25 protein-coding genes and 1 tRNA gene are annotated in these 26528 nt (G+C 63.2%); 23 read left to right on the top strand and 3 right to left on the bottom strand.

Annotated elements, in window-relative coordinates; genetic code table 11:
* Window positions 1-4 precede the first annotated feature (4 nt).
* Genes U0S50_RS03910 through U0S50_RS03830 form a run of 17 tightly spaced genes read left to right on the top strand, consistent with a single transcriptional unit; the run spans window position 5 to window position 16662 of the window.
* Complete coding sequence (locus U0S50_RS03910; RefSeq protein WP_322307836.1) at window positions 5-1222, top strand: NADH-quinone oxidoreductase subunit D; 1218 nt, start codon at window positions 5-7, stop codon at window positions 1220-1222.
* Window positions 1222-1890, top strand: a complete 669-nt coding sequence (locus U0S50_RS03905) for an NAD(P)H-dependent oxidoreductase subunit E (protein WP_322307459.1) — start codon at window positions 1222-1224, stop codon at window positions 1888-1890. Before U0S50_RS03910 ends, U0S50_RS03905 begins: the two co-directional genes overlap by 1 nt.
* Before the next feature lie 3 nt (window positions 1891-1893).
* A complete protein-coding gene (gene nuoF, locus U0S50_RS03900) occupies window positions 1894-3183 on the top strand; it encodes an NADH-quinone oxidoreductase subunit NuoF (protein ID WP_322307458.1) in 1290 nt (429 codons plus the stop codon).
* Window positions 3183-5195 (top strand): NADH-quinone oxidoreductase subunit NuoG, encoded by a 2013-nt coding sequence (gene nuoG / locus U0S50_RS03895; protein ID WP_322307457.1) that lies wholly within the window; start codon window positions 3183-3185, stop codon window positions 5193-5195. Before nuoF ends, nuoG begins: the two co-directional genes overlap by 1 nt.
* Window positions 5192-5332: a hypothetical protein gene (locus U0S50_RS03890; RefSeq protein ID WP_322307456.1), complete on the top strand. Its 141-nt coding sequence runs from the start codon at window positions 5192-5194 to the stop codon at window positions 5330-5332. Before nuoG ends, U0S50_RS03890 begins: the two co-directional genes overlap by 4 nt.
* The gene (gene nuoH, locus U0S50_RS03885; RefSeq protein ID WP_322307455.1) at window positions 5329-6375 is read left to right on the top strand and encodes an NADH-quinone oxidoreductase subunit NuoH; all 1047 of its coding nucleotides are present in this window, start codon (window positions 5329-5331) and stop codon (window positions 6373-6375) included. Before U0S50_RS03890 ends, nuoH begins: the two co-directional genes overlap by 4 nt.
* Window positions 6372-6803, top strand: coding sequence for a hypothetical protein (locus U0S50_RS03880; RefSeq protein ID WP_322307454.1), 432 nt, complete (start codon window positions 6372-6374; stop codon window positions 6801-6803). Before nuoH ends, U0S50_RS03880 begins: the two co-directional genes overlap by 4 nt.
* Window positions 6800-7285 (top strand): NADH-quinone oxidoreductase subunit NuoI, encoded by a 486-nt coding sequence (nuoI, locus tag U0S50_RS03875; protein ID WP_322307453.1) that lies wholly within the window; start codon window positions 6800-6802, stop codon window positions 7283-7285. Before U0S50_RS03880 ends, nuoI begins: the two co-directional genes overlap by 4 nt.
* A gap of 12 nt (window positions 7286-7297) precedes the next feature.
* A complete protein-coding gene (locus U0S50_RS03870) occupies window positions 7298-7909 on the top strand; it encodes an NADH-quinone oxidoreductase subunit J (protein WP_322307452.1) in 612 nt (203 codons plus the stop codon).
* Window positions 7906-8211 (top strand): NADH-quinone oxidoreductase subunit NuoK, encoded by a 306-nt coding sequence (nuoK, locus tag U0S50_RS03865; RefSeq protein WP_322307451.1) that lies wholly within the window; start codon window positions 7906-7908, stop codon window positions 8209-8211. Before U0S50_RS03870 ends, nuoK begins: the two co-directional genes overlap by 4 nt.
* Window positions 8212-8215: 4 nt before the next feature.
* Window positions 8216-10255, top strand: coding sequence for an NADH-quinone oxidoreductase subunit L (gene nuoL, locus U0S50_RS03860; RefSeq protein ID WP_322307450.1), 2040 nt, complete (start codon window positions 8216-8218; stop codon window positions 10253-10255).
* 8 nt (window positions 10256-10263) lie between these two features.
* Window positions 10264-11823 (top strand): NADH-quinone oxidoreductase subunit M, encoded by a 1560-nt coding sequence (locus U0S50_RS03855; RefSeq protein WP_322307449.1) that lies wholly within the window; start codon window positions 10264-10266, stop codon window positions 11821-11823.
* Window positions 11820-13253 (top strand): NADH-quinone oxidoreductase subunit NuoN, encoded by a 1434-nt coding sequence (nuoN, locus tag U0S50_RS03850; RefSeq protein ID WP_322307448.1) that lies wholly within the window; start codon window positions 11820-11822, stop codon window positions 13251-13253. Before U0S50_RS03855 ends, nuoN begins: the two co-directional genes overlap by 4 nt.
* Window positions 13175-13978 carry a biotin--[acetyl-CoA-carboxylase] ligase gene (locus U0S50_RS03845; RefSeq protein ID WP_322307447.1) on the top strand — a complete coding sequence of 268 codons (804 nt, stop codon included), beginning with the start codon at window positions 13175-13177 and terminating at the stop codon, window positions 13976-13978. The genes nuoN and U0S50_RS03845 overlap by 79 nt, the downstream gene beginning before the upstream one ends.
* 3 nt (window positions 13979-13981) lie before the next feature.
* Window positions 13982-14767, top strand: a complete 786-nt coding sequence (locus tag U0S50_RS03840; RefSeq protein ID WP_322307446.1) for a type III pantothenate kinase — start codon at window positions 13982-13984, stop codon at window positions 14765-14767.
* Entirely contained in the window at window positions 14764-16398 is a 1635-nt protein-coding gene (locus U0S50_RS03835) for a ribonuclease J (protein WP_322307445.1), read from the top strand. Before U0S50_RS03840 ends, U0S50_RS03835 begins: the two co-directional genes overlap by 4 nt.
* A gap of 3 nt (window positions 16399-16401) precedes the next feature.
* The gene (locus tag U0S50_RS03830; protein ID WP_322307444.1) at window positions 16402-16662 is read left to right on the top strand and encodes a DUF1467 family protein; all 261 of its coding nucleotides are present in this window, start codon (window positions 16402-16404) and stop codon (window positions 16660-16662) included.
* Here U0S50_RS03830 and U0S50_RS03825 read toward each other — a convergent pair.
* Both U0S50_RS03825 and U0S50_RS03820 read right to left on the bottom strand, forming a co-directional pair.
* Window positions 16614-17096, bottom strand: coding sequence for a GNAT family N-acetyltransferase (locus tag U0S50_RS03825; RefSeq protein WP_322307443.1), 483 nt, complete (start codon window positions 17094-17096; stop codon window positions 16614-16616). The genes U0S50_RS03830 and U0S50_RS03825 overlap by 49 nt on opposite strands.
* A 69-nt stretch (window positions 17097-17165) precedes the next feature.
* Window positions 17166-19532 (bottom strand): hypothetical protein, encoded by a 2367-nt coding sequence (locus tag U0S50_RS03820; RefSeq protein ID WP_322307442.1) that lies wholly within the window; start codon window positions 19530-19532, stop codon window positions 17166-17168.
* 68 nt (window positions 19533-19600) lie between these two features.
* On the opposite strand from U0S50_RS03820, the gene U0S50_RS03815 reads away from it, so the two are divergent.
* Both U0S50_RS03815 and U0S50_RS03810 read left to right on the top strand, forming a co-directional pair.
* Window positions 19601-19897: an Hpt domain-containing protein gene (locus tag U0S50_RS03815; protein WP_322307441.1), complete on the top strand. Its 297-nt coding sequence runs from the start codon at window positions 19601-19603 to the stop codon at window positions 19895-19897.
* 172 nt (window positions 19898-20069) lie between these two features.
* On the top strand, window positions 20070-21335 hold the full coding sequence (locus U0S50_RS03810; protein WP_322307440.1) for a tetratricopeptide repeat protein: 1266 nt from the start codon (window positions 20070-20072) through the stop codon (window positions 21333-21335).
* Window positions 21336-21410: 75 nt separating this feature from the next.
* On the opposite strand, the gene U0S50_RS03805 is transcribed toward U0S50_RS03810, so the two are convergent.
* A complete protein-coding gene (locus U0S50_RS03805) occupies window positions 21411-21884 on the bottom strand; it encodes an Lrp/AsnC family transcriptional regulator (protein ID WP_322307439.1) in 474 nt (157 codons plus the stop codon).
* A 167-nt stretch (window positions 21885-22051) separates the two neighbouring features.
* Here U0S50_RS03805 and U0S50_RS03800 point away from each other — a divergent pair, with 167 nt between their 5' ends.
* From U0S50_RS03800 to U0S50_RS03785, 4 genes are all read left to right on the top strand, one after another.
* Entirely contained in the window at window positions 22052-23740 is a 1689-nt protein-coding gene (locus U0S50_RS03800) for a histidine kinase dimerization/phospho-acceptor domain-containing protein (RefSeq protein WP_322307438.1), read from the top strand.
* Between the two features lie 34 nt (window positions 23741-23774).
* A complete protein-coding gene (locus U0S50_RS03795; protein ID WP_322307437.1) occupies window positions 23775-24806 on the top strand; it encodes a polysaccharide deacetylase family protein in 1032 nt (343 codons plus the stop codon).
* A gap of 56 nt (window positions 24807-24862) precedes the next feature.
* A tRNA-Ile gene (locus U0S50_RS03790) sits at window positions 24863-24938 on the top strand.
* A 77-nt stretch (window positions 24939-25015) separates the two neighbouring features.
* On the top strand, window positions 25016-26491 hold the full coding sequence (locus U0S50_RS03785; protein ID WP_322307436.1) for a M20 family peptidase: 1476 nt from the start codon (window positions 25016-25018) through the stop codon (window positions 26489-26491).
* Window positions 26492-26528: the final 37 nt, after the last annotated feature.

Here is a 26528-nt window from a genome sequence, read left to right as displayed (position 1 = left end):
CGACATGTTCGAAGGCTATCCGGTCGATACGGCCGATACCGCCGGCGATCAGGTCGTCACCAATTACACGATCAACTTTGGCCCCCAGCATCCGGCGGCGCACGGCGTGCTGCGCATGGTGATGGAACTCGACGGCGAGATTATCGAGCGCGTCGATCCGCACGTCGGTCTGCTCCATCGTGGCACCGAAAAGCTGATCGAGTATAAGACCTATTTGCAGGCTTTGCCCTATTTCGACCGGCTCGACTATTGCTCGCCGCTGGGCATGGAGCACAGCTATGTGCTGGCGATCGAAAAGCTGCTCGACCTCGAAGTGCCCGAACGCGCGCAGTATCTGCGCGTGTTGTTCGCCGAGCTGACGCGCATCTGCAACCATATGCTCAACATCGGCAGCCACGTCATGGACGTTGGCGCGATGACGCCGAACCTGTGGGTGTTCGAGCTGCGCGAGGATTGCCTGAACTTCTTCGAACGTGCGTCGGGTGCGCGAATGCACAGCGCCTATTTCCGTCCCGGCGGGGTCCACCAGGATGTGCCCGAAAAGCTGCTCGTCGATATTGGCGAATGGTGCGAGACGCGCCTGCCCAAGCTGTTCGGCGACGCGATGAGCCTGGTGATGGACAATCGCATCTTCAAGCAGCGCAACGTCGATATCGCGACGGTGAGCAAGCAGGATGCGCTGGCCTGGGGCTTTTCCGGCCCGATGATCCGTGGCAGCGGCATCGCGTGGGATTTACGCAAGTCGCAGCCCTATGACGCCTATGCCAAGATGGATTTCGAAATTCCGGTGGGGACGAAGGGCGATTGTTACGACCGCTTCATCGTGCGCGTGCAGGAAGTCTATCAGTCGGCGAAGATCATCAAGCAGTGCCTGCGCGACATGCCCAGCGGCCCGATTGCCAGCCTCGACCGCAAGGTCGTGCCGCCGAAACGCGGCGAGATGAAGCAGTCGATGGAATCGCTGATCCATCACTTCAAGCTTTATACCGAAGGCTTTCACGTCCCGGCGGGCGAAGTCTATGTCGCGACCGAAAGCCCCAAGGGCGAATTCGGCGTCTATCTGGTCAGCGACGGCACCAACAAGCCGTACCGCTGCAAGATCCGCCCGACGGCGTTTTCGCACCTGCAGGCGATGGATTTCATGTGCAAGGGCCACATGCTCGCCGACACCACCGCAATCATCGGCGCCATTGACGTCGTATTTGGAGAGTGTGACCGCTAATGGCCGACGCACCCAATATCCCAGACGAAGCCGAAGTCCGCGCGCGCTGGGGCGCTTTTGCGTGGACCAAGGAAAATGCCGAGAAGGCGAAGGCCGTCATCGCGCGCTATCCCGCGGGGCGCCAGCGTTCGGCGGTGATGCCGCTGCTCGACCTCGCGCAGCGGCAGGTCGGCGCCGAAACACAGACGCAGGGCTGGCTGCCCGTACCGGTGATCGAATACGTCGCCGCCGCGCTCGATATGCCGTTCATCCGCGCCTATGAGGTCGCGACCTTCTACACCATGTACAATCTCGCGCCCGTCGGCCGTTATCATGTCCAGGTGTGCGGGACGACGCCGTGCCTGCTGCGCGGGTCGGACGATGTCATGGCCGCGTGCAAGAACCGCGGCATGGTGAAGGGCAAGACCACGCCCGACGGGTTGTTCACGCTGACCGAGGTCGAATGCATGGGCACCTGTACCAACGCGCCGATGGTCCAGATCAACGACGATAATTTCGAAGACCTGGATTATGACAGCATGACGCGCATCCTCGACGATCTGGCCGCGGGCAAGGCGCCCAAGGCGGGCACGCAGAATGCCCAGCGTCACACGAGCGAGCCCGAAGGCGGCCCGACGACGCTGAAGGACATGGTGTCGTCAAACCACGACTATCGGAAGGAGTGGTAAGCGATGCTCGCCGACAAGGATCGCATCTTCACCAACCTCTATGGCTTTCAGCCGTGGAACCTGAAATCCGCGCAGGCGCGCGGCGATTGGGACAAGACCAAGGATTTGATGAGCCGCGGCCAGGACGCGATCATCGAGGAAATCAAGGCGTCCGGCCTGCGCGGCCGCGGCGGCGCGGGTTTTCCGACCGGGCTCAAGTGGAGCTTCATGCCGAAGGAGCCGCGCGCCGAACGCCCGAGCTTCCTGGTCATCAACGCCGACGAGTCCGAACCCGGATCGTGCAAGGACCGCGAGATCATCCGCCACGATCCGCACAAGCTGATCGAAGGGGCGCTGATCGCGGGCTATGCGATGCGCGCGCGCGCGGCCTATATCTATATCCGCGGCGAGTTCATCCGCGAGGCCGAGACTTTGTTCGCGGCAGTGCAGGAGGCGTATGACGCCGGCCTGCTTGGGAAGAATGCGGCAAAGTCGGGCTATGATTTCGACGTCTTCGTCCATCGCGGCGCCGGGGCCTATATTTGCGGCGAAGAAACCGCGATGATCGAAAGCCTGGAGGGCAAGAAGGGCCAGCCGCGTCTGAAGCCGCCGTTCCCGGCGGGCGCGGGCCTTTACGGCTGCCCGACGACGGTGAACAATGTCGAAAGCATCGCGGTCGTCCCGACGATCCTGCGGCGCGGCGCGCCCTGGTTCGCAAGCTTTGGGCGCGAGAACAACAAGGGCACCAAGCTTTTCCAGATCAGCGGCCATGTCAACAAGCCGTGCGTCGTCGAAGAAGAGATGGGCATCACCTTCCGCGAACTGATCGACACGCATTGCGGCGGCATTCGCGGCGGCTGGGACAATCTGCTCGCGGTGATCCCGGGCGGTTCGTCGGTTCCGCTGGTTCCGGCGGCCGAGATCATGGACGCACCGATGGACTTCGACGGGCTGAAAGCCGTCGGTTCGGGCCTCGGCACCGCCGCCGCGATCGTGATGGACAAATCGACCGACGTGGTTCAGGCGATCAGCCGCATCAGCTATTTCTACAAGCATGAAAGCTGCGGCCAGTGCACGCCGTGCCGCGAAGGCACCGGCTGGATGTGGCGCGTGATGGAGCGGCTGCGCACCGGTGACGCCGACATCAGCGAGATCGACACTTTGTTCGATGTGACCAAGCAGGTCGAGGGCCACACCATCTGCGCGCTCGGCGATGCTGCGGCGTGGCCGATTCAAGGCCTGATCAAGCATTTCCGCCCCGAAATCGAACGCCGCATCCGTGAGAATGGCGGCGCGCTGGAGGCAGCCGAATAATGCCTAAAGTTACCGTAGATGGCGTAGAACTCGACGTGCCGCAGGGCGCGACCGTTCTGCAGGCGTGCGAGATGGCGGGGAAGGAAATTCCGCGCTTTTGTTACCACGAGCGCCTGTCGATCGCCGGCAATTGCCGCATGTGCCTGGTCGAAGTCTCGCCCGGGCCGCCGAAGCCGCAGGCGTCGTGCGCGCTGCCGACCGCCGAAGGGCAGGTGATCAAGACCGACAGCCCGATGGTCAAGAAGGCGCGCGAAGGGGTGATGGAGTTTCTGCTCATCAACCACCCGCTCGACTGCCCGATCTGTGACCAGGGCGGCGAATGCGATTTGCAGGACCAGTCGGTCGCCTATGGCCGCGGTGCCTCGCGCTATGACGAGAATAAGCGCGCCGTGACCGAGAAATATATGGGGCCGATCGTCAAGACGGTGATGACCCGCTGTATCCAGTGCACGCGCTGCGTCCGATTTGCGGAGGAAGTCGCGGGGGTCGAGGATATCGGCGCCATCTATCGCGGCGAGAATATGCAGATCACGTCGTACCTCGAGCGCGCCGTGGCGAGCGAGCTGTCGGGCAATGTCGTCGACCTGTGCCCGGTCGGCGCGCTGACGTCGAAGCCCTATGCCTTTGAAGCGCGGCCGTGGGAGCTTACCAAGACGCTCGGCATCGACATGAGCGACGCGGTCGGCACCAATGTCCGCATCGACAGCCGCGGGCGCCAGGTGCTGCGCGTGCTGCCGCGCGTCAACGACGACGTGAACGAGGAATGGGCGAGCGACAAGACGCGCCACCATGTCGACGGCCTGATCCGTCGCCGCCTCGACCGCCCCTATGTCCGCAAGGACGGTGGGCTCGTCGAAGCGAGCTGGGCCGAAGCCTTTGACGCGATCAAGGCGGCGAACGCCGGATCGTCTGTGGCGGCGATCGCCGGCGACATGGCCGATTGCGAAACGATGTTCGCGGCCAAGGCGCTGGTGAATGCGCTGGGCTCGACCCTGCTCGAAGGGCGCCAGACCGGGCTCGACTATGACGTCACCAGCCTGTCGGCGGTCAATTTCAACACGACCATCGCCGAGGCTGAAAATGCCGATGTGATCCTGCTCGTCGGCACCAATTTGCGCTGGGAAGCGCCGCTGATCAACACCCGCATCCGCAAGGCGGTGTGGAAGAAGGGGGCAAAGGTCTTTGCGATCGGCCCCGAAAAGGATCAGACCTACAAGGTCGAATGGCTCGGCGACGATGCCGCGCTGGTCGCGAAGCTGCCCAAGGCAGCGGCCGACGCGCTGAAGGGCGCCGAACGTCCGCTGATCATCCTTGGCGGCGGCGCGCTCGCGGTGCCCGGCGTTCATGGCGCCGCGCTGGCGCTCGCGAAGAGCGTCGATGCGGTCAAGGACGGCTGGAACGGGTTCAGTGTCGTCCATATGGCGGCGAGCCGCATGGGCGGGCTGATGCTCGGCTATGCGCAGCCCGGCGGCATCAAGGATATTGTCGCGGCCAAGCCGAAGCTGGCCTTTTTCCTCGGCGCCGATGAGGTCGATTTCACGGCCTTTGCCGATACGCTGAAAGTCTATGTCGGCCATCATGGCGACAAGGGCGCCCACGCCGCCGACGTCGTCCTGCCCGCCGCGGCGTGGACCGAAAAGGATTTCACGACCGTCAACACCGAAGGCCGCGTCCAGCGCAGCGACAAGGCGGTGTTCGCGCCCGGCGACGCGCGCGAGGATTGGAGCATTTTCCGCGCGCTCGCCGATGCGCTGGGCGTGAATGTCGGTTTCGACAGCTTTGACGCCTGCCGCGCCGCGATGGTCGCGGCGGTGCCGGCGCTCGGTGTCGAAGGGCTGGCCGATTATGGCTGGTCGGCACCCAAGCTCGATGCAAAGCCTGAGGCGCGCGCGATCCCGTCGCCGATCAAGGATTTCTATCTCACCAACGCCATCTGCCGCGCGTCGCCGACGATGCAGCGCTGCTCGGACGAACTGATCCATGGCGCCCAATTTGCGGAGGCCGCGGAATGACCCCGGTGCATGCCATTGCGTCCATGCTGTTCGTCGGCATGGGCTATGCCGTGTGGCGTGGTTTCAATCCGCGCGGCAAATCGGAAAAGCCGGGCCCGCATAACGGCTGGCGTAACCAGGACGGGGCAGGGCGATGACCGAATTTTTCCAATCCCTCGGCATGTCCTATGAATGGGCGTGGGGCGTCGCGACCGTCGCGGGCATCCTGCTCATCGCGTTGCCGCTGATGCTCAGCGTTGCGATGATCATCTATGCCGACCGCAAGATCTGGGCGGCGATTGCGCTGCGCCGCGGTCCGAACGTCGTCGGCCCCTTTGGCCTGCTCCAGTCGTTCGCCGATGGCCTGAAAGTGTTCCTGCAGGAAACGATCATCCCGTCGAGCGCGAACCGCGGCCTGTTCCTGATCGCGCCGATCATTACCTTCACCGTCGCGCTGCTAGCCTGGGCGGTGATCCCGTTCAATTCGGGCGCGGTGCTCGCCGACATCAACGTCGGGCTGCTCTATATCCTCGCGATCTCGTCGCTCGGCGTTTATGGCGTGATCCTGTCGGGCTGGGCGTCAAACTCGAAATATCCCTTCTTTTCGGCGCTGCGCGCGTCGGCGCAGATGATCAGCTATGAAGTGTCGATCGGTTTCATCCTGATCGGGGTCGTCCTGTGGGCCGACAGCTTCAACATGAACGAGATCGTCAAGGCACAGCAGGGTCACGGGCTGGGGATCGTCAACGCCTTTGGCTTCAACCTGCTGCTCTTTCCGCTCGCGATCATGTTTCTCATTTCGGCGCTTGCCGAAACCGCGCGCGCGCCGTTCGACTTGACCGAAGCCGAAAGCGAGCTCGTCGCGGGCTATCAGACCGAATATTCGTCGATGAGCTTCGCGCTCTTCTGGCTCGGCGAATATGCCAATGTGCTGCTGATGTGCACGCTCAATGCCATCCTGTTCTGGGGCGGTTGGCTGCCGCCGATCGATTGGGCGCCGCTTTATGCCGTGCCGGGCATCGTCTGGCTGTTCGCGAAGATCCTGTTCTTCTTCTTCGTCTTCAGCTGGATCAAGGCGACCGTCCCGCGCTACCGCTATGACCAGCTGATGCGGCTGGGCTGGAAGATCTTCTTGCCGATCTCGCTGATCTGGGTCTTCCTTGTGTCCGGTTATCTGATGCTGACGAGGTATGGGGCATGATCGGGGTTCTCGCACTGACCATCGAAACACCGCCAGTTCACAAATTGGCCGCTCCGGTTATCAATCTGGAGGCGCACTGCCAGATGTATACAAAAGGGCAGGCCCAGTATGATTTGCGGGCCTCACTGAAAGCTGTTCCGGGACAAGGGCATCAGTGGAAATTGGACGGTCCAGCCAGTCCCTACCCGATATTTGATGGGAACGGCTGGCCGGGGCGCAATATCGATTCCCGAACATATCAGTTTGATGTGATCAAGGATCGGAAGCGCTATCGCTATGCCCTGCGCATGGCATATTCGGGTTTCATCAGGGATGAGCCGACAGCCAGAAATGCGGTCATGACTGTATCGGAAGACCGTGACGATACATTTCTATTTGTCGCAAGCGGTATTTGCGACGTTGAAACTTCGAGGCAGTCTATTCAATGACCATCGCCCACTTCGTCAAAACCTTCACCCTCTGGGAGTTTGTGAAGGCGCACGCCCTGACGCTGAAGTACTTCTTCAAGCCGAAGGCGACGATCAACTATCCGTTCGAGAAGAACCCGCTGAGCCCGCGTTTCCGCGGCGAGCATGCGCTGCGGCGTTATCCGAACGGTGAGGAACGCTGCATCGCGTGCAAGCTGTGCGAAGCGGTGTGCCCGGCGCAGGCGATCACGATTGAGGCCGAGCCGCGCGACGACGGTTCGCGCCGCACGACGCGCTATGACATCGACATGACCAAGTGCATCTATTGCGGTTTCTGTCAGGAAGCCTGCCCGGTCGATGCGATCGTCGAGGGGCCGAACTTCGAATTCGCGACCGAAACGCGCGAGGAACTGCTGTATGACAAGGCCAAGCTGCTCGCCAATGGCGACAAATGGGAACGCGCGATCGCGGCGAATCTTGCCGCCGACGCGCCCTATCGATAAGGCGCGCCGCACATGATTCAGCTTATCGCCTTTTATCTTTTCGCCACCATCGTCATCGCCGCCGGTGCGATGGTGATTTTCGCGCGCAACCCGGTCCACAGCGTCATGTGGCTGATCCTCGCCTTTTTCAACGCGGCGGGGCTGATGCTGCTCGCGGGCGCCGAATTCATCGCGATGCTGCTTGTCATCGTCTATGTCGGGGCGGTCGCGGTGCTGTTCCTGTTCGTCGTGATGATGCTCGACATCGACTTTGCCGAACTGCGCGCGGGTTTCGTCCGCTATCTGCCGCTTGGCGCGCTGGTCGCGATCATCCTGGCGGCCGAGCTGATCTTTGCGGTCGGCGCATGGAGCGCGGGCGGGGTCGATCTGGCCGCGCGCACCGCGCCTGCCGTGACCGACAAGAGCAATATCCAACAGGTCGGCGAGCTGCTGTACACGCGCTACATCTTTCTGTTCGAGGCGGCGGGCATCGTCCTGCTCGTCGCGATGATCGGCGCGATCGTGCTCACCCATCGCCAGCGTGGCGGAGTGCGGGCGCAGAATATCGGTCAGCAGGTGCGCCGCCGTCCGCAGGATGCGACGCGCCTTGTCGATCCGGGCACCGGGCAGGGGGTTGAACTGTGATTTCCGTCGGCCATTATCTTGCCGTTTCGGCGGTACTGTTCACGCTGGGCGTGCTCGGCATCTTCATCAACCGCAAGAATATCATCGTCATCCTGATGGCGATCGAACTGATCCTGCTTGCGGTGAACATCAATCTGGTCGCGTTCAGCGCCGCGCTGGGCGACATGGTCGGCCAGGTGTTCTCGATGTTCGTGCTGACCGTCGCTGCCGGTGAGGCGGCGATCGGCCTCGCCATTCTTGTTGTCTATTTCCGCGGCCGCGGCACCATTGCCGTCGACGATGCCAACCGGATGAAGGGGTAAGCCGGTGATTCAGGCGATCGTATTCCTGCCGCTTCTGGCGGCGCTTGTCGCAGGCCTTGGCCAGCGCGTTATCGGCAACACGGCGTCAAAGCTGGTGACGACCGGCGCGCTGTTCACAAGCTGCGCGCTCAGCTGGCCGATTTTCCTGTCGTTCATCGGCGGAACCGGCGAAGCAGGCGTCGTGCCGGTCTTGCACTGGGTCACGTCGGGCACGCTCAGCTTTAATTGGGAATTGCGGGTCGATGCGCTGACGTCGGTGATGCTCGTCGTCATCACGACCGTATCGGCGCTCGTCCACCTTTATAGCTGGAGCTATATGGAGGAAGACCCGGACCAGCCGCGCTTCTTTGCCTATCTCTCGCTTTTCACCTTCGCGATGCTGATGCTCGTGACCGCGAACAATCTGGTCCAGATGTTCTTCGGCTGGGAAGGCGTGGGCCTCGCATCCTATCTGCTCATCGGCTTCTGGTACAAAAAGCCGAGCGCCAATGCCGCCGCGATCAAGGCGTTCGTCGTCAACCGCGTCGGCGATCTTGGTTTCATGCTTGGCATTTTCGGCACTTTCCTGGTGTTCGGGACCGTTTCGATCCCCGAAATTCTGGCCGCTGCGCCGGGCATGGCGGGATCGACGATCGGTTTCATGGGCATGCGCCTCGACACGATGACGATCCTTTGCCTGCTGCTGTTCATCGGTGCGATGGGCAAGTCGGCGCAGCTTGGCCTGCACACATGGCTTCCCGACGCGATGGAAGGCCCGACCCCGGTGTCGGCGCTGATCCATGCCGCGACGATGGTGACTGCCGGCGTGTTCATGGTCTGCCGCCTGTCGCCGATGTTCGAAACGAGCGAAGTCGCGCTGGGCGTCGTCACCTTTGTCGGCGCTGCGACCTGTCTGTTCGCGGCGACCGTGGGCACGACACAGTGGGACATCAAGCGCGTCATCGCCTATTCAACCTGTTCGCAGCTTGGCTATATGTTCTTTGCGGCGGGTGTCGGCGCCTATGGCGCGGCGATGTTCCACCTGTTCACGCACGCTTTCTTCAAGGCGCTGTTGTTCCTGGGTGCCGGTTCGGTGATCCATGCGATGCATCACGAACAGGACATGCGCTATTATGGCGGCCTTCGTAAGCATATCCCGATCACCTATTGGGCGATGATGATGGGTACGCTGGCGATCACCGGCGTCGGGATCGTCAATGTGTTCGGCTTTGCCGGCTTCTATTCCAAGGACGGCATCCTTGAGGCCGCCTTTGCTGCCGGCGGCGGCGGCCAGGTCGCTTTCTGGGTCGGCATCTTTGCCGCGCTGCTGACCAGCTTCTATTCGTGGCGCCTCGTCTTCCTGACCTTCCACGGCAAGCCGCGGTGGGAACAGAGCGAGCATATCCAGCACGCCGTTCACGACCATCATGGTCATGAAGGCCATGAGGCGCATGATCATGCCGCCCACGGCCACGCACATGACAGCGACGGCACGGCGGGCTATCACCCGCATGAAAGCCCCTGGCCGATGCTGGTGCCGCTGGTGGTGCTGTCGATCGGCGCGGTGCTTGCCGGCTATTTGTTCAAATATCCGTTCATCTATCCCGAAGAAGGCCTGGCCTTCTGGAACGGCAGCCTTGCCTATGACGCGCATCTGATGCACGCCGCGCACGAGGTTCCGACCTGGGTGAAATGGACGCCCTTCACGGTGATGGCGATCGGCCTGTTCCTTGCCTGGAACAGCTACATCCGCAATCCGTCGTTGCCGGCGAAGTTCGTGGAACAGTTCAGCCTGCTGCACCAGTTCCTTTATAACAAATGGTATTTCGACGAGTTGTACAACGTGCTGTTCGTAAAGCCCGCCTTTGCGATCGGCCGCTTCTTCTGGAAGCGCGGTGACGAAGGTACGATCGATCGCTTCGGCCCCGACGGCGCCGCGGCGCTCGTCCAGGGTGGCACAAGGCTCGCGGTGCGGCTGCAATCGGGTTATGTTTATGGATATGCGTTCGTGATGCTGCTGGGGCTTGTCGGCCTTGCCAGCTGGGCCATGGTGAATTTCCTGTGAGCGGCGGTATGGGCATGCTTTCGCTGATGCTGGCGGTCCCCGCGATCGCCGCCATCGTCTGTCTGTTCGTCGCCGACAAGGCGGCGCGCTGGACCGCGCTTGGCGCGACGCTGATCAATCTGGCGCTGGGCATCATGATGTGGGCGCAGTTCGACGTCGGCGGTGCGCAGTGGCAGTTCACCGAACGCGCCGACCTGTTCGGCCGTTTCCAGTGGGCGCTCGGCATCGACGGTATGGCGCTGATGCTGATCATGCTCAGCGTCTTCCTGATGCCGCTGTGCATTCTTGCCAGCTGGGACGCGATCAGCAAGCGCGTCGGCCTGTACATGGCGATGTTCCTGGCCATGGAGACGATCATGATCGGCGTCTTTGCGGCGCAGGACCTGATCCTTTTCTATATCTTCTTCGAAGCCGGGCTGATCCCGATGTATTTCATCATCGGCATCTGGGGCGGCCAGAACCGCATCTATGCGGCGTTCAAATTCTTCCTCTACACGCTGCTCGGCTCGGTGCTGATGCTGATCGCGATGATCGCGATGATCCGCGAGGCGGGGACGACCGAGATTCCGGTGCTGCTGAACTATGACTTCCCGGTCGAGATGCAGACATGGCTGTGGCTGGCCTTTTTCGCCAGCCTGGCGGTCAAGATGCCGATGTGGCCGGTCCACACCTGGCTTCCCGACGCGCACGTGCAGGCGCCCACAGCAGGGTCGATGATCCTGGCGGGCGTTCTGTTGAAGATGGGCAGCTATGGCTTCATCCGCTTCATGATGCCGATGTTCCCCGACGCATCGGCGCAGCTGATGTGGCTGGTGTTCATCCTGTCGATGATCGCGGTGGTTTATACCAGCCTCGTTGCGCTGGTTCAGAACGACATGAAGAAGCTGATCGCTTATTCGTCGGTCGCGCACATGGCGATCGTCACGGCAGGCCTGTTCGCCTTTAACCAGCAGGGGATCGAAGGCGCGCTGATCATCATGCTCAGCCATGGTGTCGTGTCGGCCGCGCTCTTCTTCTGTGTTGGGGTGATCTACGACCGCCTGCACACCCGCGAGATCGACCGTTACGGCGGGCTTGCGGTGAACATGCCGGCCTATGCGATCTTCTTCATGCTGTTCACCATGGCGTCGATCGGCCTTCCGGGCACCAGCGGCTTTGTCGGCGAGTTTCTGAGCCTGCTCGGCATTTACGAAGCGTCGAGCCTTGTCGCCTTTGTCTGCACCACCGGCATCATCCTGGGTGCCGCCTATATGCTCTATCTTTATCGCCGCGTGGTTTTCGGCGATCTCACCAAGGACGATGTGAAGGCCATGACCGACCTCAATCCCCGCGAATGGGCGATCATGGCCCCGCTCGCCGCCGTGGCGCTGTGGATGGGTGTCTATCCCGAAAGCTTCCTCGCGCCGATGCGCGGCGACGTGACGACGGTGGTGGCGCGGCTTGCGCCCGCCAAACCTGCGGGCGACGCGCATCTTGCGATGGGCAAGCCAAAGGCCGCGGCTGACGGCGAAGCGCATGGCGAAGGTGCTGCCCAGGGCGGCGGTCATCACGGGGGAGGCGTCCAATGACCGCCGATCTCGCGCTCATCTGGCCCGAACTGATCCTGACGATCGGCGGGCTCGTCACGCTGTTGCTCGGCACCTTCCTCGGCGATCGCCAGGTCGGCACCTATCAGCTCAGCGCCATGCTCACGCTCGCCGCCGCGGCTGCGGCGGTGGTCGCGCTGTTCGGGGTCGATACGACGGTTTTTTCCGGCACGCTGTCGGTTGACGGTTTCGGCGGTTTCGCCAAGCTGCTGATCTATGCCGCGAGCTTTGTCTGCGTGCTGATCGCTCCGCGTTTCTTCGGCAGCGCGATGCGCGCCGAATATCCGACGCTGATCCTGTTCGCGGCGCTGGGCATGGGCATCATGGCCTCGTCGCGCGATCTGGTGACGCTCTATATCGGGCTCGAACTCAACAGCCTCGCCGCCTATGTCCTCGCCAGCTTCATGCGCAGCGACGACCGGTCGAGCGAAGCGGGCCTCAAATATTTCGTTCTGGGCGCCCTGGCATCGGGGATGCTGCTCTATGGCATTTCGCTGCTCTACGGCTTCGCGGGCAGCACCGAATTCGCCAAGATCGCGGCCGCGATGAGCGGTGAGATCAACATCGGCCTGCTGTTCGGGATCGTCTTCGTGATCGCAGGGCTGGCGTTCAAGATCAGCGCGGTGCCGTTCCACATGTGGACCCCCGACGTCTATGAAGGCGCACCGACCCCGGTGACGACCTTCTTCGCCAGTGCGCCCAAGGTGGCGGCGATGGCGCTGATGACCCGCGTGGTGATCGACGCGATGGGTCCGGCGATCGGCGCGTGGCAACAGATCGTCATCTTCCTCGCGCTCGCCTCGATCATCCTCGGTGCGGTCGGCGCGATCGGGCAGAAGAATATCAAGCGCCTGCTGGCCTATTCGTCGATCAACAATGTCGGTTTCATCCTGATCGGCCTTGCGGCGGGAACGCAGCAGGGGGTCGAGGCGGTGCTGACCTATCTGGTCGTTTACGTCGTCACGACGATCGGCGCCTTTCTGGTCGTGCTGCAACTGCGCGATGCCGACGGCAATCAGGTTGAAAGCATCCCGGCGCTCGCGGGCCTGTCGCAGCGTCGTCCCGGCCTTGCCGCGGCGATGGCGGTATTTCTGTTCAGCCTGGCCGGCATCCCGCCGCTCTTTGGTTTCTGGCCGAAGTATCTGGTGTTCGAGGCGGCGGTAAACGCCAACCTCGTGCCGCTGGCGGTCGCAGGTATCGTCGCCTCGGTGATCGGCGCCTATTATTATATCGCGATCATCAAGACGATGTATTTCGACGACAAGTCGGACGTCGAAATGCCCGCGGGTGACAGCGTAATCGTCGAGGATGCGGTGATCACGGCCAGCGCGCTGTGGCTGTCGGTTGTCGGCTATCTGTTCATTCCGGTTCTGGCGGTGGTTTCGGCCAGCGCCGCAGCGGTGCTGTTCTGATCCCGCCGATCGAGCGGATTCAGCAGACTGGCTCTACCAACGCCGACCTGCTGGCGCGGCTGGCGGGCGGCGAACATATCGGCGAGGGGCATTGGCTCGTCGCCGATCGTCAGACCGCCGGGCGCGGCCGTCTCGGGCGGGCCTGGGGCGATGGCCAGGGCAATTTCATGGGCTCGACCGTCGTCCATCTGACGGCAAGCGACCCTTCGCCTGCGACGCTGTCGCTGGTCGCCGGGGTCGCGCTGGCCAAGGCGGTGATCGCTCTGGCACCGGGTCTGGGCTTTCAGCTTAAATGGCCCAATGATCTGTTGATCGATGGCGCGAAGTGTGCCGGTATCCTGCTCGAGCGGACGGGCAACAGCGTTGTGATGGGGATCGGCGTCAACCTGCTCGTCGCCCCCGAACTGCCCGACCGCCCCACCGCGACGCTGAAGAGCCTGGGTGCCGATGTCGACCGCGACCGTTTCGCCGAGCTGTTGGCGGTGTCGATGATCGACACGCTGTGGGCATGGCGACAGGAAGGTACCGGGGCGATCGTAAGGGCCTGGTTGCCCTATGGCCATCCGGTGGGGACGCCGCTGCGCGTGTCGGAGCAAGAGGTCGACGGCTATTTCGACGGGTTGGCGCCCGATGGTGCGCTACGCTTGCGCCGCGCCGACGGCGAGACCATGGTGATTCACGCCGGTGACGTCGAACTGCGGCGCCCGGTGAGGGAAGGGGACTAGCCCGTGCTGCTTGCCATCGATGTCGGCAACACCAACGCCAAATTCGCGCTGTTTCGCGGCGCCGAACTGCTTGCGCGCTGGCGCATCGCGACCGACGATCGGCGCACCGCCGACGAATATGCCGTCTGGCTGGACCAACTTTTGCGGCTCGACGGCCATGAGCGCGCCGACGTCGATGCCGTCATCATCTCGACCGTGGTGCCGCGCGCCCTGCATAATCTGCGCCTCTTGTCGCAGAAATATTTTGGCGTCGAAGCGTTGATCGCCGGGCGGGATCCCGTGAACTGGAGCTTTGCGCTGAAGGTCCAGGACCCGCAAGCGGTCGGAGCCGACCGCGCGGTCAACGCGATTTCGGCGCAGGCCATCGAACCGGGCAAGGACAAACTGGTGATCAGCTTTGGCACCGCGACGACGCTCGACCATATCGGACCCGATGGCGCCTATCTGGGCGGCATCATCGCGCCGGGGGTCAATTTGTCGCTGGAGGCGCTGGTTGCCGCCGCGGCGAAGCTGCCGCGCATCGCCATAGAGGCGCCCACGATCGACGGCGTGATCGGTCGCACCACCGAAAGCCAGATGCTGATCGGGATTTATTGGGGTTATGTATCGATGATTGAAGGGCTGATCGGCCGCATGAAGGCCGAAATCGGCAAGCCGCTGACCGTGATCGCCACGGGTGGCCTTGCGTCGCTGTTTCAGGAACAGGCGCATCTGTTCGACCGGATCGAGCCCGACCTGACGCTCAACGGCCTGATGCACCTTCATGCGCAGCGGAGCGACACGATATGACGACGCCCGGCAAGGAACTGCTTTTCGTTGCGCTCGGCGGGTCGGGCGAGATCGGCATGAACGCCAATCTATATGGTTGCGACGGAAAATGGATCATGCTCGACCTTGGCGTGACCTTTGGTAGCCATGATTATCCAGGCATCGATATCGTCATGCCCGATCTGGAGTTTATCGAGGACCGCCGCGCCGATCTGCTCGGCATCGTGCTGACGCACGGGCACGAGGATCATATCGGCGCGATCCCCTATCTGGCGGCCGACCTTGGCGTTCCGCTTTATGCCAACCGGTTTACCGCGGGGCTGATCGCGCACAAGCTCGCCGAGGAAGGGCTGGAAAAAGAGGTCGAGATCAAGGTCGTCGATATCGACGAAAGCTTTAAGGTTGGACCTTTCGGTATCCGCCTGATGCCGCTCGCCCATTCGATCCTGGAAATGAGCGCGGCGGTGATCGACACCCCCTATGGCCGCGTTTTTCATACCGGGGACTGGAAGCTTGACGACGATCCGGTGCTGGGTACGCCATCGAGCGCGGCGGCGCTGACCGCAATCGGCGACGAGGGCGTCGATGTGCTCGTCTGCGATTCGACCAATGCCTTCAATCCACAGGCGTCGGGCAGCGAAGGCGGCGTGCGCGACGGGCTGCTCGCTGCGGTCGGCGCGGCGAAGGGGCGGGTGATCGTGACCACCTTTGCCTCCAACGCCGCGCGGTTAAAGACGCTGGGCGATGTCGCGCGCGCGACCGGACGCCAGCTTTGCGTCGCGGGGCGCTCGCTCGACCGCATATTGGGGGTCGCGCGTTCGGTCGGCTATCTCAAGGATTTCCCGCCGACGGTCGATTTCGATGAAGCGATGCGGCTGCCGCGCGACAAGCTGATGGTGATCGCCACGGGCGGGCAGGGCGAACCGCGCGCCGCGCTGGCGCGGATGGCCGCCGACGTCCATCAGATCAAGCTGGAGGCGGGCGACACCGTCGTCTTTTCTTCCAAGCAGATCCCCGGCAACGAGGTGGCGATCGGACGGATCATGAACCAGCTCGCGGCCAAGGACGTGCTGACCGTTACCGAGAAACAGGCGCATATCCACGTCAGCGGGCATCCCGGCCAGCCGGAACTTGCCGCGCTTTACGGCTGGTTGCAGCCGAAGCTGGTCCTTCCGGTGCATGGCGAGATCCGCCATATGCACGAACAGGCGCGTTTCGCGCTGGAAAAGGGCGTTCCCGACACGTTGGTACAGGAAAATGGTGATCTGGTTCGCCTGTCGCCGGGGCCCGCGCGGATATTGGAACGGGTGCGGGCCGGGCGCCTGATCCTCGATGGCGACGTGATCTTGCCCGCCGATGGAGAAACGATCAACGAACGGCGCAAGCTGGCGCTGAATGGCCAGATGTCGGTCGCCGTGGTGCTCGACGGCAACCGTTTCGTCGGCAGCAAGATCCAGTATCGCGGCGTGCCGGTCGAGGATGACCGCGAGGCCTTTCTGGAAGAGATGAACGAGGCCGCCGAACAGGCAGCGTCCAAGCCCGCCCGCGACCGCGAAGCACTGAAAGAGGCGATCCGCCTTGGCGTGCGGCGGATCGCAACCGACTGGACCGGGAAAAAGCCCGTCGTCGATGTGTTGATTGTGGATATTTGACCGATGAAATGGACTTCCGCCCTTGCCATTTTCGGCCTGTTCTGGGTGTTCAGCGCCTTTTTCGTGCTGCCCTTTCACGGCCGCCGCGCCGCCGATGACGCGGTGCCGATGGTCAGGGGGCAGGAACCGGGCGCCCCCGCGCATTTCCGTCCTGGGCGCATCCTGATCCAGATGACGATTGCCGCAGCAGTGGCCTTCGTCATCTATTATATCGCCTATGTGAACGGTTGGGCCGACCCCGATGTACTGAGCGGCAGAGCCTGATCGGCAGGCCCGCCGAGCTGTTTTTTCAGGAACAGGCGCGGATAGAAGGGCGCCGGCCCATCAATCCGTCCGAACAACGCGAAGCCGCGGCGTTCATAGAAGCCGCGCGCCTGAAAGGCGTGGGTATCGAGATATATGTGATGGCAACCGCGGTTCCGCGCTTCGCTCTCGGCAAGGTCCAGTAGCTGCGTACCCAGCCCCTGTCCGCGTAACCCGGCGGGCAGGGCGATCATCTCGATGTGAAAGCCGCCCCAGCGTGACGAACCGATCAGGCCGCCAATCACGGTGCCCGCTTCGTCGACGACCAGCGCGGCAAACTGCTGATTGTCGAGCAGCGCTACGGTTTCGCGCGTGAACTGCCGCAACTGGTCCAGAACGACCTGCCGGTCCGCGGCGTCGGGTGTATTGGTCGTACGGATCGAAACGCGGTTCATACCCCGCGTCCATAGTCAGGCCGGGCCGTCGCGCCGATATTCCGACCGGCGCACCGCCCCCCGCAACCGTCAGCCGCGCAGGCGGTCGATTGCCTGGGCGAGCGCGACATAAAGCTTGCCGATGTCGGACGAGAGCAGGGTGACGCTGATCGCTGACCCGTCGCGTGCGCCCATCAACAGCCGCAGCATCGCCTCGAAATCGTGGATATACTGGTTCACAGCCGCGTGGAACGCATCGTCATTCTGGTAGAGCCGCAGTATTTCGCGTGCTTCGCCATTTTCGACGAGCTTGACCGCGCGCCGGGCAAAGACGCCGCGATCGCCCTTCATATAAGCGTCCCAAGCGGTGTCGCTGACTTCGCTCGACAGGATCTTGGTGACGTCAATCGCGGTCGATTTGAGCGCTTCGGTCAGGATACCGACCTGTTTCGCCAGCGAATCGCGATCGACGGCGGCGATCGCCTGTTCGGCCTCGATCACCCGCGCCTCGACATTGGCGCTGGTGTCCATGATCGTGATGAGCTGGCGCATCAGGCGGTCGGCGGCGCTGTTCGCGGCGGACACCGCGCGCTGCGACGCTTCCTCGATCGCCGTGAGCTGCGCCATCACTTCGGTCTTGAACGCCGCTCCAACCGCGTCGCTCGCGGCGCTTTCCATCGTGTCCCGCGTGCTCGCAACCAGCTTGTCGAGAAGCTGCCGTGCCTCCAGCGCCGCAGAATCAGCGGTCCCGCGCACCTCGTCGAGCGTCGCGATCATCCGTGCGCCGCCTTGTTCCGCAAATTCGTCGGCTCCGTCGCGCAGCTTGGCCAAGGCCGCATCGGCGTTGCCGAGCGCTGCATTCAACCGTTCGGCGAGCGCTTCCTGGCTGTCCGACTGTTCCGCCATGCGGCTTTCATTGGTCTCGAGCGTCGATTTGACCGCATTGACATGCGACAAGGTCGACTGGGCAACGAGTTCGGATGCCTCGAGCATCGGTTTCAGCTGGGCCAGCGCGGTTTGCGTGGTCTTTCCATGCTGGGTCATGCGGTCGAGCGCATGAGGCAGCGTTTCGTCGAGCTCGCGCGTCACCGCGTCGAGCGCCAACAGCAGCGATTCAGCGCGCCCGATCAACTGCTGGGCCGAATTATTGCCGCTGGTCACTTCGGCCATGAAGGCGGCAAGCTGTTCTTTGGTATCGCCGATCGAGCGCCCGATGACGCCGGTGCTGGCCGAAACCGACACATCGAGCACCTCCAGCTGCTGCCCGACCTCTGCGACATGCGCGGCAAAACTTGCCGCCAGTGCCTCGCTGGCCGCCCCATGGGCCGCAAGCTGCACCCCCATGGCATCGCCAGCCTCGCGGGCTCCGGCGAGCTTTTCGTCCATCTGGGCCGCGGCGGCATCGACATTGTTACGAAAGCCACGCCAGCTTTGGTCCATCTGACCCGTGATCGCCGCGATGGTGGCCGCCATATGTTCGCCGATCGCGGCACTTTTTTCGCTGATGTCGGCCAGGGCGACCTTGTGGGTTTCGGCGACCGTGGCTGATGCGGCGACCAGACCAGCCTCGGTCTCCCGCGCCTGTTCGCCGAGCGCGCCCATCGCCTCGTGCAAGCTGGCGGCGGACGCCTCGTTCGCCTGTGCCGCGCGGGTGGCTTCGTCGGCCAGCGCCGCAAGCCTGGCTTCCAGATTGGCGCCCTGTTGGTGCGCGACCAATCCGGCCTCGCGGAAATTCACCGCCAGTCGCTGCGCAACATCGTCGATTCGCGGCAGTCCGGCGAGCAGGCCGTCCATCCGCTGCATCGCCACATCGCCCGAACGTGCGAGCTGGTCATGCGCATTGGCGATCACCGATGCGTTGCTGGCCAGCTTGTCGCTGCTTTCGTTGAGGCGGAGCACCGTGTCGATGCCCAACTGCTGAACGGCACGCGCCTGGTCGGACAATTGCTTCTGCGCTTCGGTCAGCGCCTGGCCGAGCTGAGCCATCGACTGGTTGAGCGCCAGATTTTCGGCTCGCAGCCCTGCCGCGACCCGCGCGAAACGGGCCTGTTCCGAACGCCCCGATCGCAGCAGCGCCATCCACAGCACTGCAAGCAGGGTCAGCGGCATGGCGATGGTGGCAAGCAAAGCGGGCCAGTCGGTAAGCGCCGGCGCGCGCGCAAAGCCCAGCGTTGCAACGTAGAGCGCGAATCCGGTCCAGCCGAGCGCGAGCAGCACGAGCAGAACCGGCGCCCCGCGGTCGCGCCAGACGGACGGCGCGGCAGAGGAGATATCGTCGTCGATAATTTCAGCTTCGGCTAATGCCGACATGTCGAGCCAATCCCGTTCGGTCGCTGCGTCAGCGCGGGAGGCGGGCACGGTTTCAGCCGCCGCGGCGGGCGCGGGCGTCTGGCTGTCACCTTCCTGGTTTGCCGCGGTATCCCGCCACAATCCGACGATTTTCTTTTCCCCCGTCATCGGGGCATCTTAGCACCAAATGCCCGCCATGAAACGGAAACTTAACCATGGGGTGACAAGGCTGTGGAATGTCGTTCGATAGTGGCCCGCTGGATCGGTATCTGAACGCTGCCGTGGGGGACGATCCCGCGGTGGCGATGGACCTGCGTGCGGCCCTTGTCGGCGGCGCCCGCGAACTGTCCGACCTGATGCGCCGGTCGCGGTGCGACGCCAACTGGAATGTCGCGGCACTACGGCTGAAGGGGCTTGCGGGGACGTTCGGGATCGTTCCGCTGATCGAACTGGCCGAAGCCGCGATGGCGGGCGCGCCCGGCGATCCGGCTGTCCTGCGCCAGATAAACGAAGCGATCGACCGCCTCGACTGACGCGCAGCGCGGACGCTTCAGGTTCAATCGCCGTTCAGCGGCGCTCCTCCACAATTAAATCGATACCGGCTGTCTTGCCTTGGCAACGCTACGGGTTTAGCCGCGTTGACGAACTGCGGTCGAACCTGGGTGCACCCCGGGCAGGCGGTCGTTTTCATGAGGAGAGATTTTGATGTTCACCCGTTTTCGCTCGATGTCGGCAACAGCGATGGCCGCTGTGCTCGGTTGCGCGCTGATGGTGACCGCCGCACCGGTTTCGGCGAAGGAAAAGCCCAAGAAGGGCAAGGAAGAAGAAGCGAGCAAGGGCAAACAGTTATCGCCGAGCCGCGAGTTCTCGCCGGCCCTGAAAAAGCTGACCGATGCGGCTGGTAAAAAGGACGCCGCAGCCCTGCAAGCGGCCCTGGCCGAGGCGGAGACCACCGCGACGAAGCCCGACGACCAGTATCTTACGGCCTTCTATCGCCTGCAGCTTGGCATCATGAACAAGGATCAGGCGATTCAGGGGCAGGCGCTCGACGCGCTCCTCGATTCCGGCCTGACACCGGATGAAAGCCTGGCGCCCTATAATTTCTTCTCGGGCAATTTTGCCTATGGCGCCAAGGACTATGCAAAGGCGGTCAAGCGGCTCGAAGCGGCGAAGGCTGCCGGGTCGGCCGAACCTGCGCTGCCCGCGATCCTTATGGACAGCTATCTGAATCTCGGCCAGGTCGATCAGGGCTGGGCGATTGCCAAGGCGGCGATCGAGGCGGCACGCGCCGCCGGCCAGCGTCCGGGCGAGGATCTTTACGTCCGTCCGGCACAGGCTTTTCAGAAAGCGAACCGCGTCAACGACACGCTGGACGTGCTGACGATGCGCGTACAGGATTATGGGATGCCCGCGACCTGGCGCAACACGCTGTACATCATGTTGCAGCAGTCGGGCGGCGACAAGGAGCTGAACCTCGACATCCTGCGCCTGATGCGCGCGACGGGTGCGATGACCGAACGGGCCGAATATTCCGAATATGCGGCGCTGGCGACCGAAGCCGGCTATCCAGGTGAAGTCGTGTCGCTGATCAAGGAAGGTCAGGCGAAGGGCGTGATCAAGGCCGGTGACGCGCATTTCGGCGGCATCCTTGAATCGCAGACGCCGCGTGCCCGCGACGATGCCGCTGCACTGGCGGCCGATTCGGGCAAGCCGGCGACCAAGGCCAATCCGAAGATCGCGCTCGGCACCGCCGATGCGTTGGTCGGCAATGGCGATTATGCCAAGGCGATTCCGTTGTATGAAGCCGCGATTGCCGGCGGCAACCCGATGGCGCAGTACCGCCTGGGCGTGGCACAGGTTCTAGCCGGGCAGGGCGACGCCGCGGCGGCCTCGCTCGCCAAAGTGTCCGGCACGCGCCAGCGGCTGGCCCAATTGTGGACTATCCGCGCAAAGGCGTCCCCCGCCTCCTGATCCGATCGGAATAAAAATGGGCGCCATTCCCTGACGGGAGCGGCGCCCATTTTCATGGATGGCGAAAGATGCGGGTCAGGCGTCGACCGGAATACCCGCCAGTTGCTTGGCTGTGCGAATGGTCAGCGACGTTTTGACGCTGGTTACGTTGGGCGCCGACGTCAAGTGTGCGGTCAGGAAGGACTGAAAGCTCTGCAGATCGCGCGCGACGACTTTCAACAGAAAGTCGATTTCGCCGTTCAGCATATAGCATTCGCGAACTTCGGGCAGTCCGCCGATATAATCCTCGAACGCTTTCAGGTCGGATTCGGCCTGGCTGCGCAAGCTGACCATCGCGAACACGGTAATACCATATCCAAGCTTCGCAGCATCAAGGTCGGCATGATAGGAGCGAATGACCCCGGTTTCCTCGAGCGCCCGCACGCGGCGGAGGCAGGGAGGGGCGGTCAAACCCACCATTTGCGCCAATTCTACGTTGGTTATACGCCCATTTTTCTGCAATTCGCCTAGGATCTGAAGGTCGATCTGATCGAATTTCTGGCTTGCCATCTCTGAAACTTCCATTTGGAATAACTGTGGCAACCATAATAATATTTCAGACGAATGCAATTGTCCCACAATGCGACGGGAATGGTTAAGACCCTTTCATGACCGCATGATTCACGCTAGCCGCTAAACATACGCTAACCAAAGACAAGGGTGTGGGGCCAGCTCGCGTGACTTCTGACTCGATGATCGCGACAATCTTGCGGCAAGCGCCGACCGACCGGCGCGCCGGTATCACTGCGTGGCGACAGTTGACCGATATTCTGGCCCAGCGGGGTAATCAACTGGGCGAATCCGATATTCGACGCAGCCTGCACGCGCTGGCGGTGTTACGGCGGCAGGTTCCCGAAAATATACGCCGTGACTGTGCACTGGCGATCGCCCGGCACGGCCGGTTTGCGCCGCTGGTCGCCTTTTATGCGAATGATGTGCCCGCGGTTTCGGTCGCGATGTTGCGCCACGCCCGTCTGGCCGAGGCCGATTGGCTGGCGCTGCTTCCTGCAACCGGTGCGACGGCGCGTTCGGTGTTGGCCGGGCGCGAGGATCTGCCGCAAGGCGTGCGTCGGGCGCTGGTCAGCCTGGGCGCCGCCTCGGTCGCCTTGCCCCAGCCCGAAGCCAACGAAAGCGCGGTCATCGCCGAGGCTGCCCCGAACGGAGCACCGCAGTCGGCCGTGGGCCGCGAAGAAGCCGCCGAAAGCGGAGCCAGCCAGATCAGCGAACTGGTGCGGCGGATCGACAAATTCCAGTCGGCCCGTGCCCAGCCATCGCCGCGTGGAAGCAAGGGGCCAGCCAGCCCGCGCACCGCCTTTCGGTTCGAAACCGGTCCCGACGGCGTCGTCAACTGGGTCGAGGGCATCGCGCGCGGTGCCGCGATCGGTCTGTCGATCGCCGAGGCGGCATTTGGCGGAGAACCAGGCACCGACAATGCGGCTGCCGGAGCATTTCGCCAGCGTGCGGAGATCGTCAACGCCCGCATGATGTTGGAGGGCGCCGCCACCGAATCCGGGGAATGGCGTTTTTCGGCCTTGCCATGGTTCGATCCGGCGACCGGACAGTTTCGAGGCTATCGCGGCAGCGCACGGCGCCCGCTGCGCAGCGAGACCCCCTATGGCCGCTCACCGATCCAGGAATCGGGCGATTCGATCCGTCAGCTGATTCACGAACTGCGCAGTCCGCTGAATGCCATTTCGGGCTTTGCGCAGATCATCTCGGGCCAGATGTTCGGACCGGTCAGCGGCGCCTATCGCGCCATGGCCGAAACGATCGTCACCGATGCCGCGTCGGTTCAGGCGATCATCGATGACCTCGATACCGCGACGCGCGAACCTCCGGCGACCACACCGCTTTCCGTCGAGGAGACGGTCGACCTGATCGGCGTTTTGTCGCATGTCGAAAGCGACCTTGCGCCCTTGCTGGCCGAACAGCATGTCGACCTCAGCATTTCGCGGGTCGGGGGACCGTTCATCACCCGTTCGGGCGATGCGAATGCGCGCCGCATGATCGGACGGCTGATGACGGCGCTGGTCGATATTTCCGAAGCGGGAACGATGCTCGTCGGCCAGCTTGTGACCGAATCGGCCCATGACGACATGCTGCAACTGCGGATCGTCCGCCCGGCATCGATCCGTTTCGCCTCTGCCGCGGATCTTCTCGATCCGGGTTTCAGCCCGGAGGGCGAGGCGCCGGGCGCCGCGATCCTCAGCCTTGGCTTTTCGCTGCGGCTGGTCGACAGCCTCGCGCGCGGCATCGGCGGGCGCCTCGATATCGGGCATAACGCCTTGACCTTGCATCTTCCTTCGGCCAACCCAAGGGCCGCCGTCGGGGTCGATGCCCCTCAGGATGCCCAACAGAGCGAATGAACCGCGCCAGGGGCCGCCACGGCAAAAGGGGGCAATGGTGCAGCCTGGGGGCGATTTCTTTTCCTATCCCTGCCAACGCGACCTGATCGCGCTGGCGGATGACGAGCGCCCGCGTTTCTGGGTGACGATCGACACAGAAGAGGAATTTGACTGGAGCGCGCCCTTTTCGCGCACCGGGCATCGCCTTGATTCGGTTCCTGCCCTGGCCGATTGCCAGACCTATTTCGAACGCGCCGGTGTCTGTCCCATCTATCTGGTCGACTGGCCGGTCGTCGCCGACGATCGGGCGATAGCGATACTGAAAGCGCCCATGGAAGCCAATCGCTGCGAAATCGGCGCGCAATTGCATCCATGGGTGACACCTCCGTTCGACGAGGAGGTCAACGATCGCAACAGCTATACGGGCAATCTTCCCTTATCCTTGCAACGCGCCAAGATGGCCGCGCTGCGCGACGCGATCCGCGATCGCTTCGGCGTGGCGCCGACCGTCTATCGCGCCGGACGCTATGGCCTGGGCAGCGAAAGCGCCGTCATGCTCGCCGAACTCGGCTTTCGGTGCGACACGTCGGTTCGTTCGGCTTTCGATTATCGCGAGGGTCATGGCCCCGATTACCGCAACGCCCCGCTTCATCCATGGTGGGTCCAGACGGCAACGGGCAGCATCTTGGAAGTGCCGGTTACGACGGTGTTTGGCGGTCTGCTCGGCGGTACCGGCACGCGCCTTTACCACCGCCTGACCGGTGGAAGCGGGTGGGGCGCGGGAGCGGCGCTTGCCCGCACCCGGCTCGTCGAACGGATCGCGCTGACGCCGGAGGGGATTCCGGCGGATCGGGCCTGCGCCGCGATCGATATCGCGGTGGACATGCGTCTGCCGGTTCTCAATTTCTCCTTTCATTCGCCGTCGCTGCTGCCGGGTAACACCCCTTATGTGCGCGATGCAGCCGACCTGGCGCAATTTTACCGCTGGTGGGACATCATACTCGGGCATCTGGCGAAACGCGGGATCGCGCCGACGACAGCGGCAGAGATACTGACGCTGGCCGACAGGAAAAGCGCCGGGCGCTGACCGTATCGCTTGCCAACGCCCCGCACGCTCCGCTATCGCGCGGACATCCCCCAAGGGGGCCTGTAGCTCAATGGTTAGAGCTGGCCGCTCATAACGGCTAGGTTGCGGGTTCGAGTCCTGCCGGGCCCACCATTTCCACTATTCCCTTGCAATTCGAAACGCTTCTCGGTCCACTGCTGTAAAAGCGGCAACAAGGGAGGGCAGGGCAGATGCGCAAACGCCGGGCAATGGTCATGGGCGGATTGGCCCTTGTCGCACTCGTTGCCGGAACGGTTGTGGTCCGCACCGCAACCTTTGCGCCCCAGGGGGTCGCGGATGGAAGCGATATCCGTCTCGCGCCGGTTCCCGCCTATGATCTGGAGGCGGCGGCCGCCCATCTTGGCGCAGCGACACGGTTCCGGACCATCTCGCACCAAAATGCCGCCGACAATCAGGCAGACGAATGGACCCGGCTGCATAGCTGGTTGGCGGAAACCTATGGGGCCGCCCATGGCGTCATGACCCGCACGCTTTTGCCATCGGGCACGTTGATCTATCGCTGGCCGGGCAGCGATCCCGCGCTTCAGCCGATCATCCTGATGGCGCACCAGGATGTCGTTCCGGTCACGCCGGGAACCGAGAAAGACTGGAAGTACCCACCATTCGACGGGGTGATCGCCGAGGGCGCGGTGTGGGGGCGCGGAACCGTCGATGACAAGGGATCGCTCGTGGGCCTGTTCGAAGCGGCCGACGCGCTGGCACGATCGGGCTTTCGCCCCAAGCGGACCATCTATCTGGTATCGGGCCATGATGAAGAAGTCGGGGGCAGCGGCGCAGCTGAGGCGGCGGCGCGGTTGAAGGCCGAAGGTGTCCAGGCGATCTTCACGCTCGACGAGGGCAGCATCGTCCTGACCGACACCCCCGTCATCGGTGGCCCGGCAATTCTGATCGGTGTCGCCGAAAAGGGTTATGCAACGCTGAAGGTGACGGCCCATGCTCCGGGCGGGCACAGTTCGATGCCGCCCCCCGAAACCGGCGTCGGGACGCTGGCCCGCGCGATCGTCGCCATCACCGAAAAGCCCTTTTCGATGGAGTTGCGCGGACCCGCCGCATCGATGCTCGATACCCTCGCCGCGAAAAAGGGCGGAACGACCAAGATGGCAGTGGCGAATCCGTGGCTGTTCGCACCGCTGGTCAAGCGGCAGGTGGCGAATGCCCCGTCGACGGCGGCGGCGTTCCGGACCACCATCGCGCCGACGATGCTGGAGGGAAGCCCCAAGGAAAATGTTCTTCCGCAAAGCGCGAGTGCCCTTATCAACTATCGCATTGCGCCGTGGAACCGCTCGGCGGACGTGATGGCCCGCGCCAAGGCCGCGGTCGGCAACTTGCCGGTCAGCCTGAGTTGGGACCGTCCGCCGCGCGAACCGTCGCGGGTATCATCGACGGCGTCGGCCGGATGGAAATGGGTTGCCGCCGCGGCTCGCGCTGATGCGCCCGACGCAGTCCTGTCACCTTTCCTTGTTCTCGGCGGGACAGACAGCCGCAATATGGAGGCGGTATCGGACGATGTTTACCGCTTTATGCCGATGCATTTCAGCCTGAAGGAATCGGCGATGATCCACGGCACCAACGAACATATGAAGATCGACAGCTTTCGCCGGATGATCGATTTTTATGCACGATTGATTGCGACGTCTGCGGGATAGACTTCGCTGTCTTCGCCGTCTAAGGGCATCTGCCGGT

Origin of the sequence: Sphingopyxis sp. (assembly GCF_034380315.1) — a bacterium.
Classification (GTDB): Bacteria; Pseudomonadota; Alphaproteobacteria; order Sphingomonadales; family Sphingomonadaceae; genus Sphingopyxis.
The sequence above is the reverse complement of the archived record's forward strand: the minus strand, read 5'-3'. Positions and strand labels throughout refer to the sequence as shown.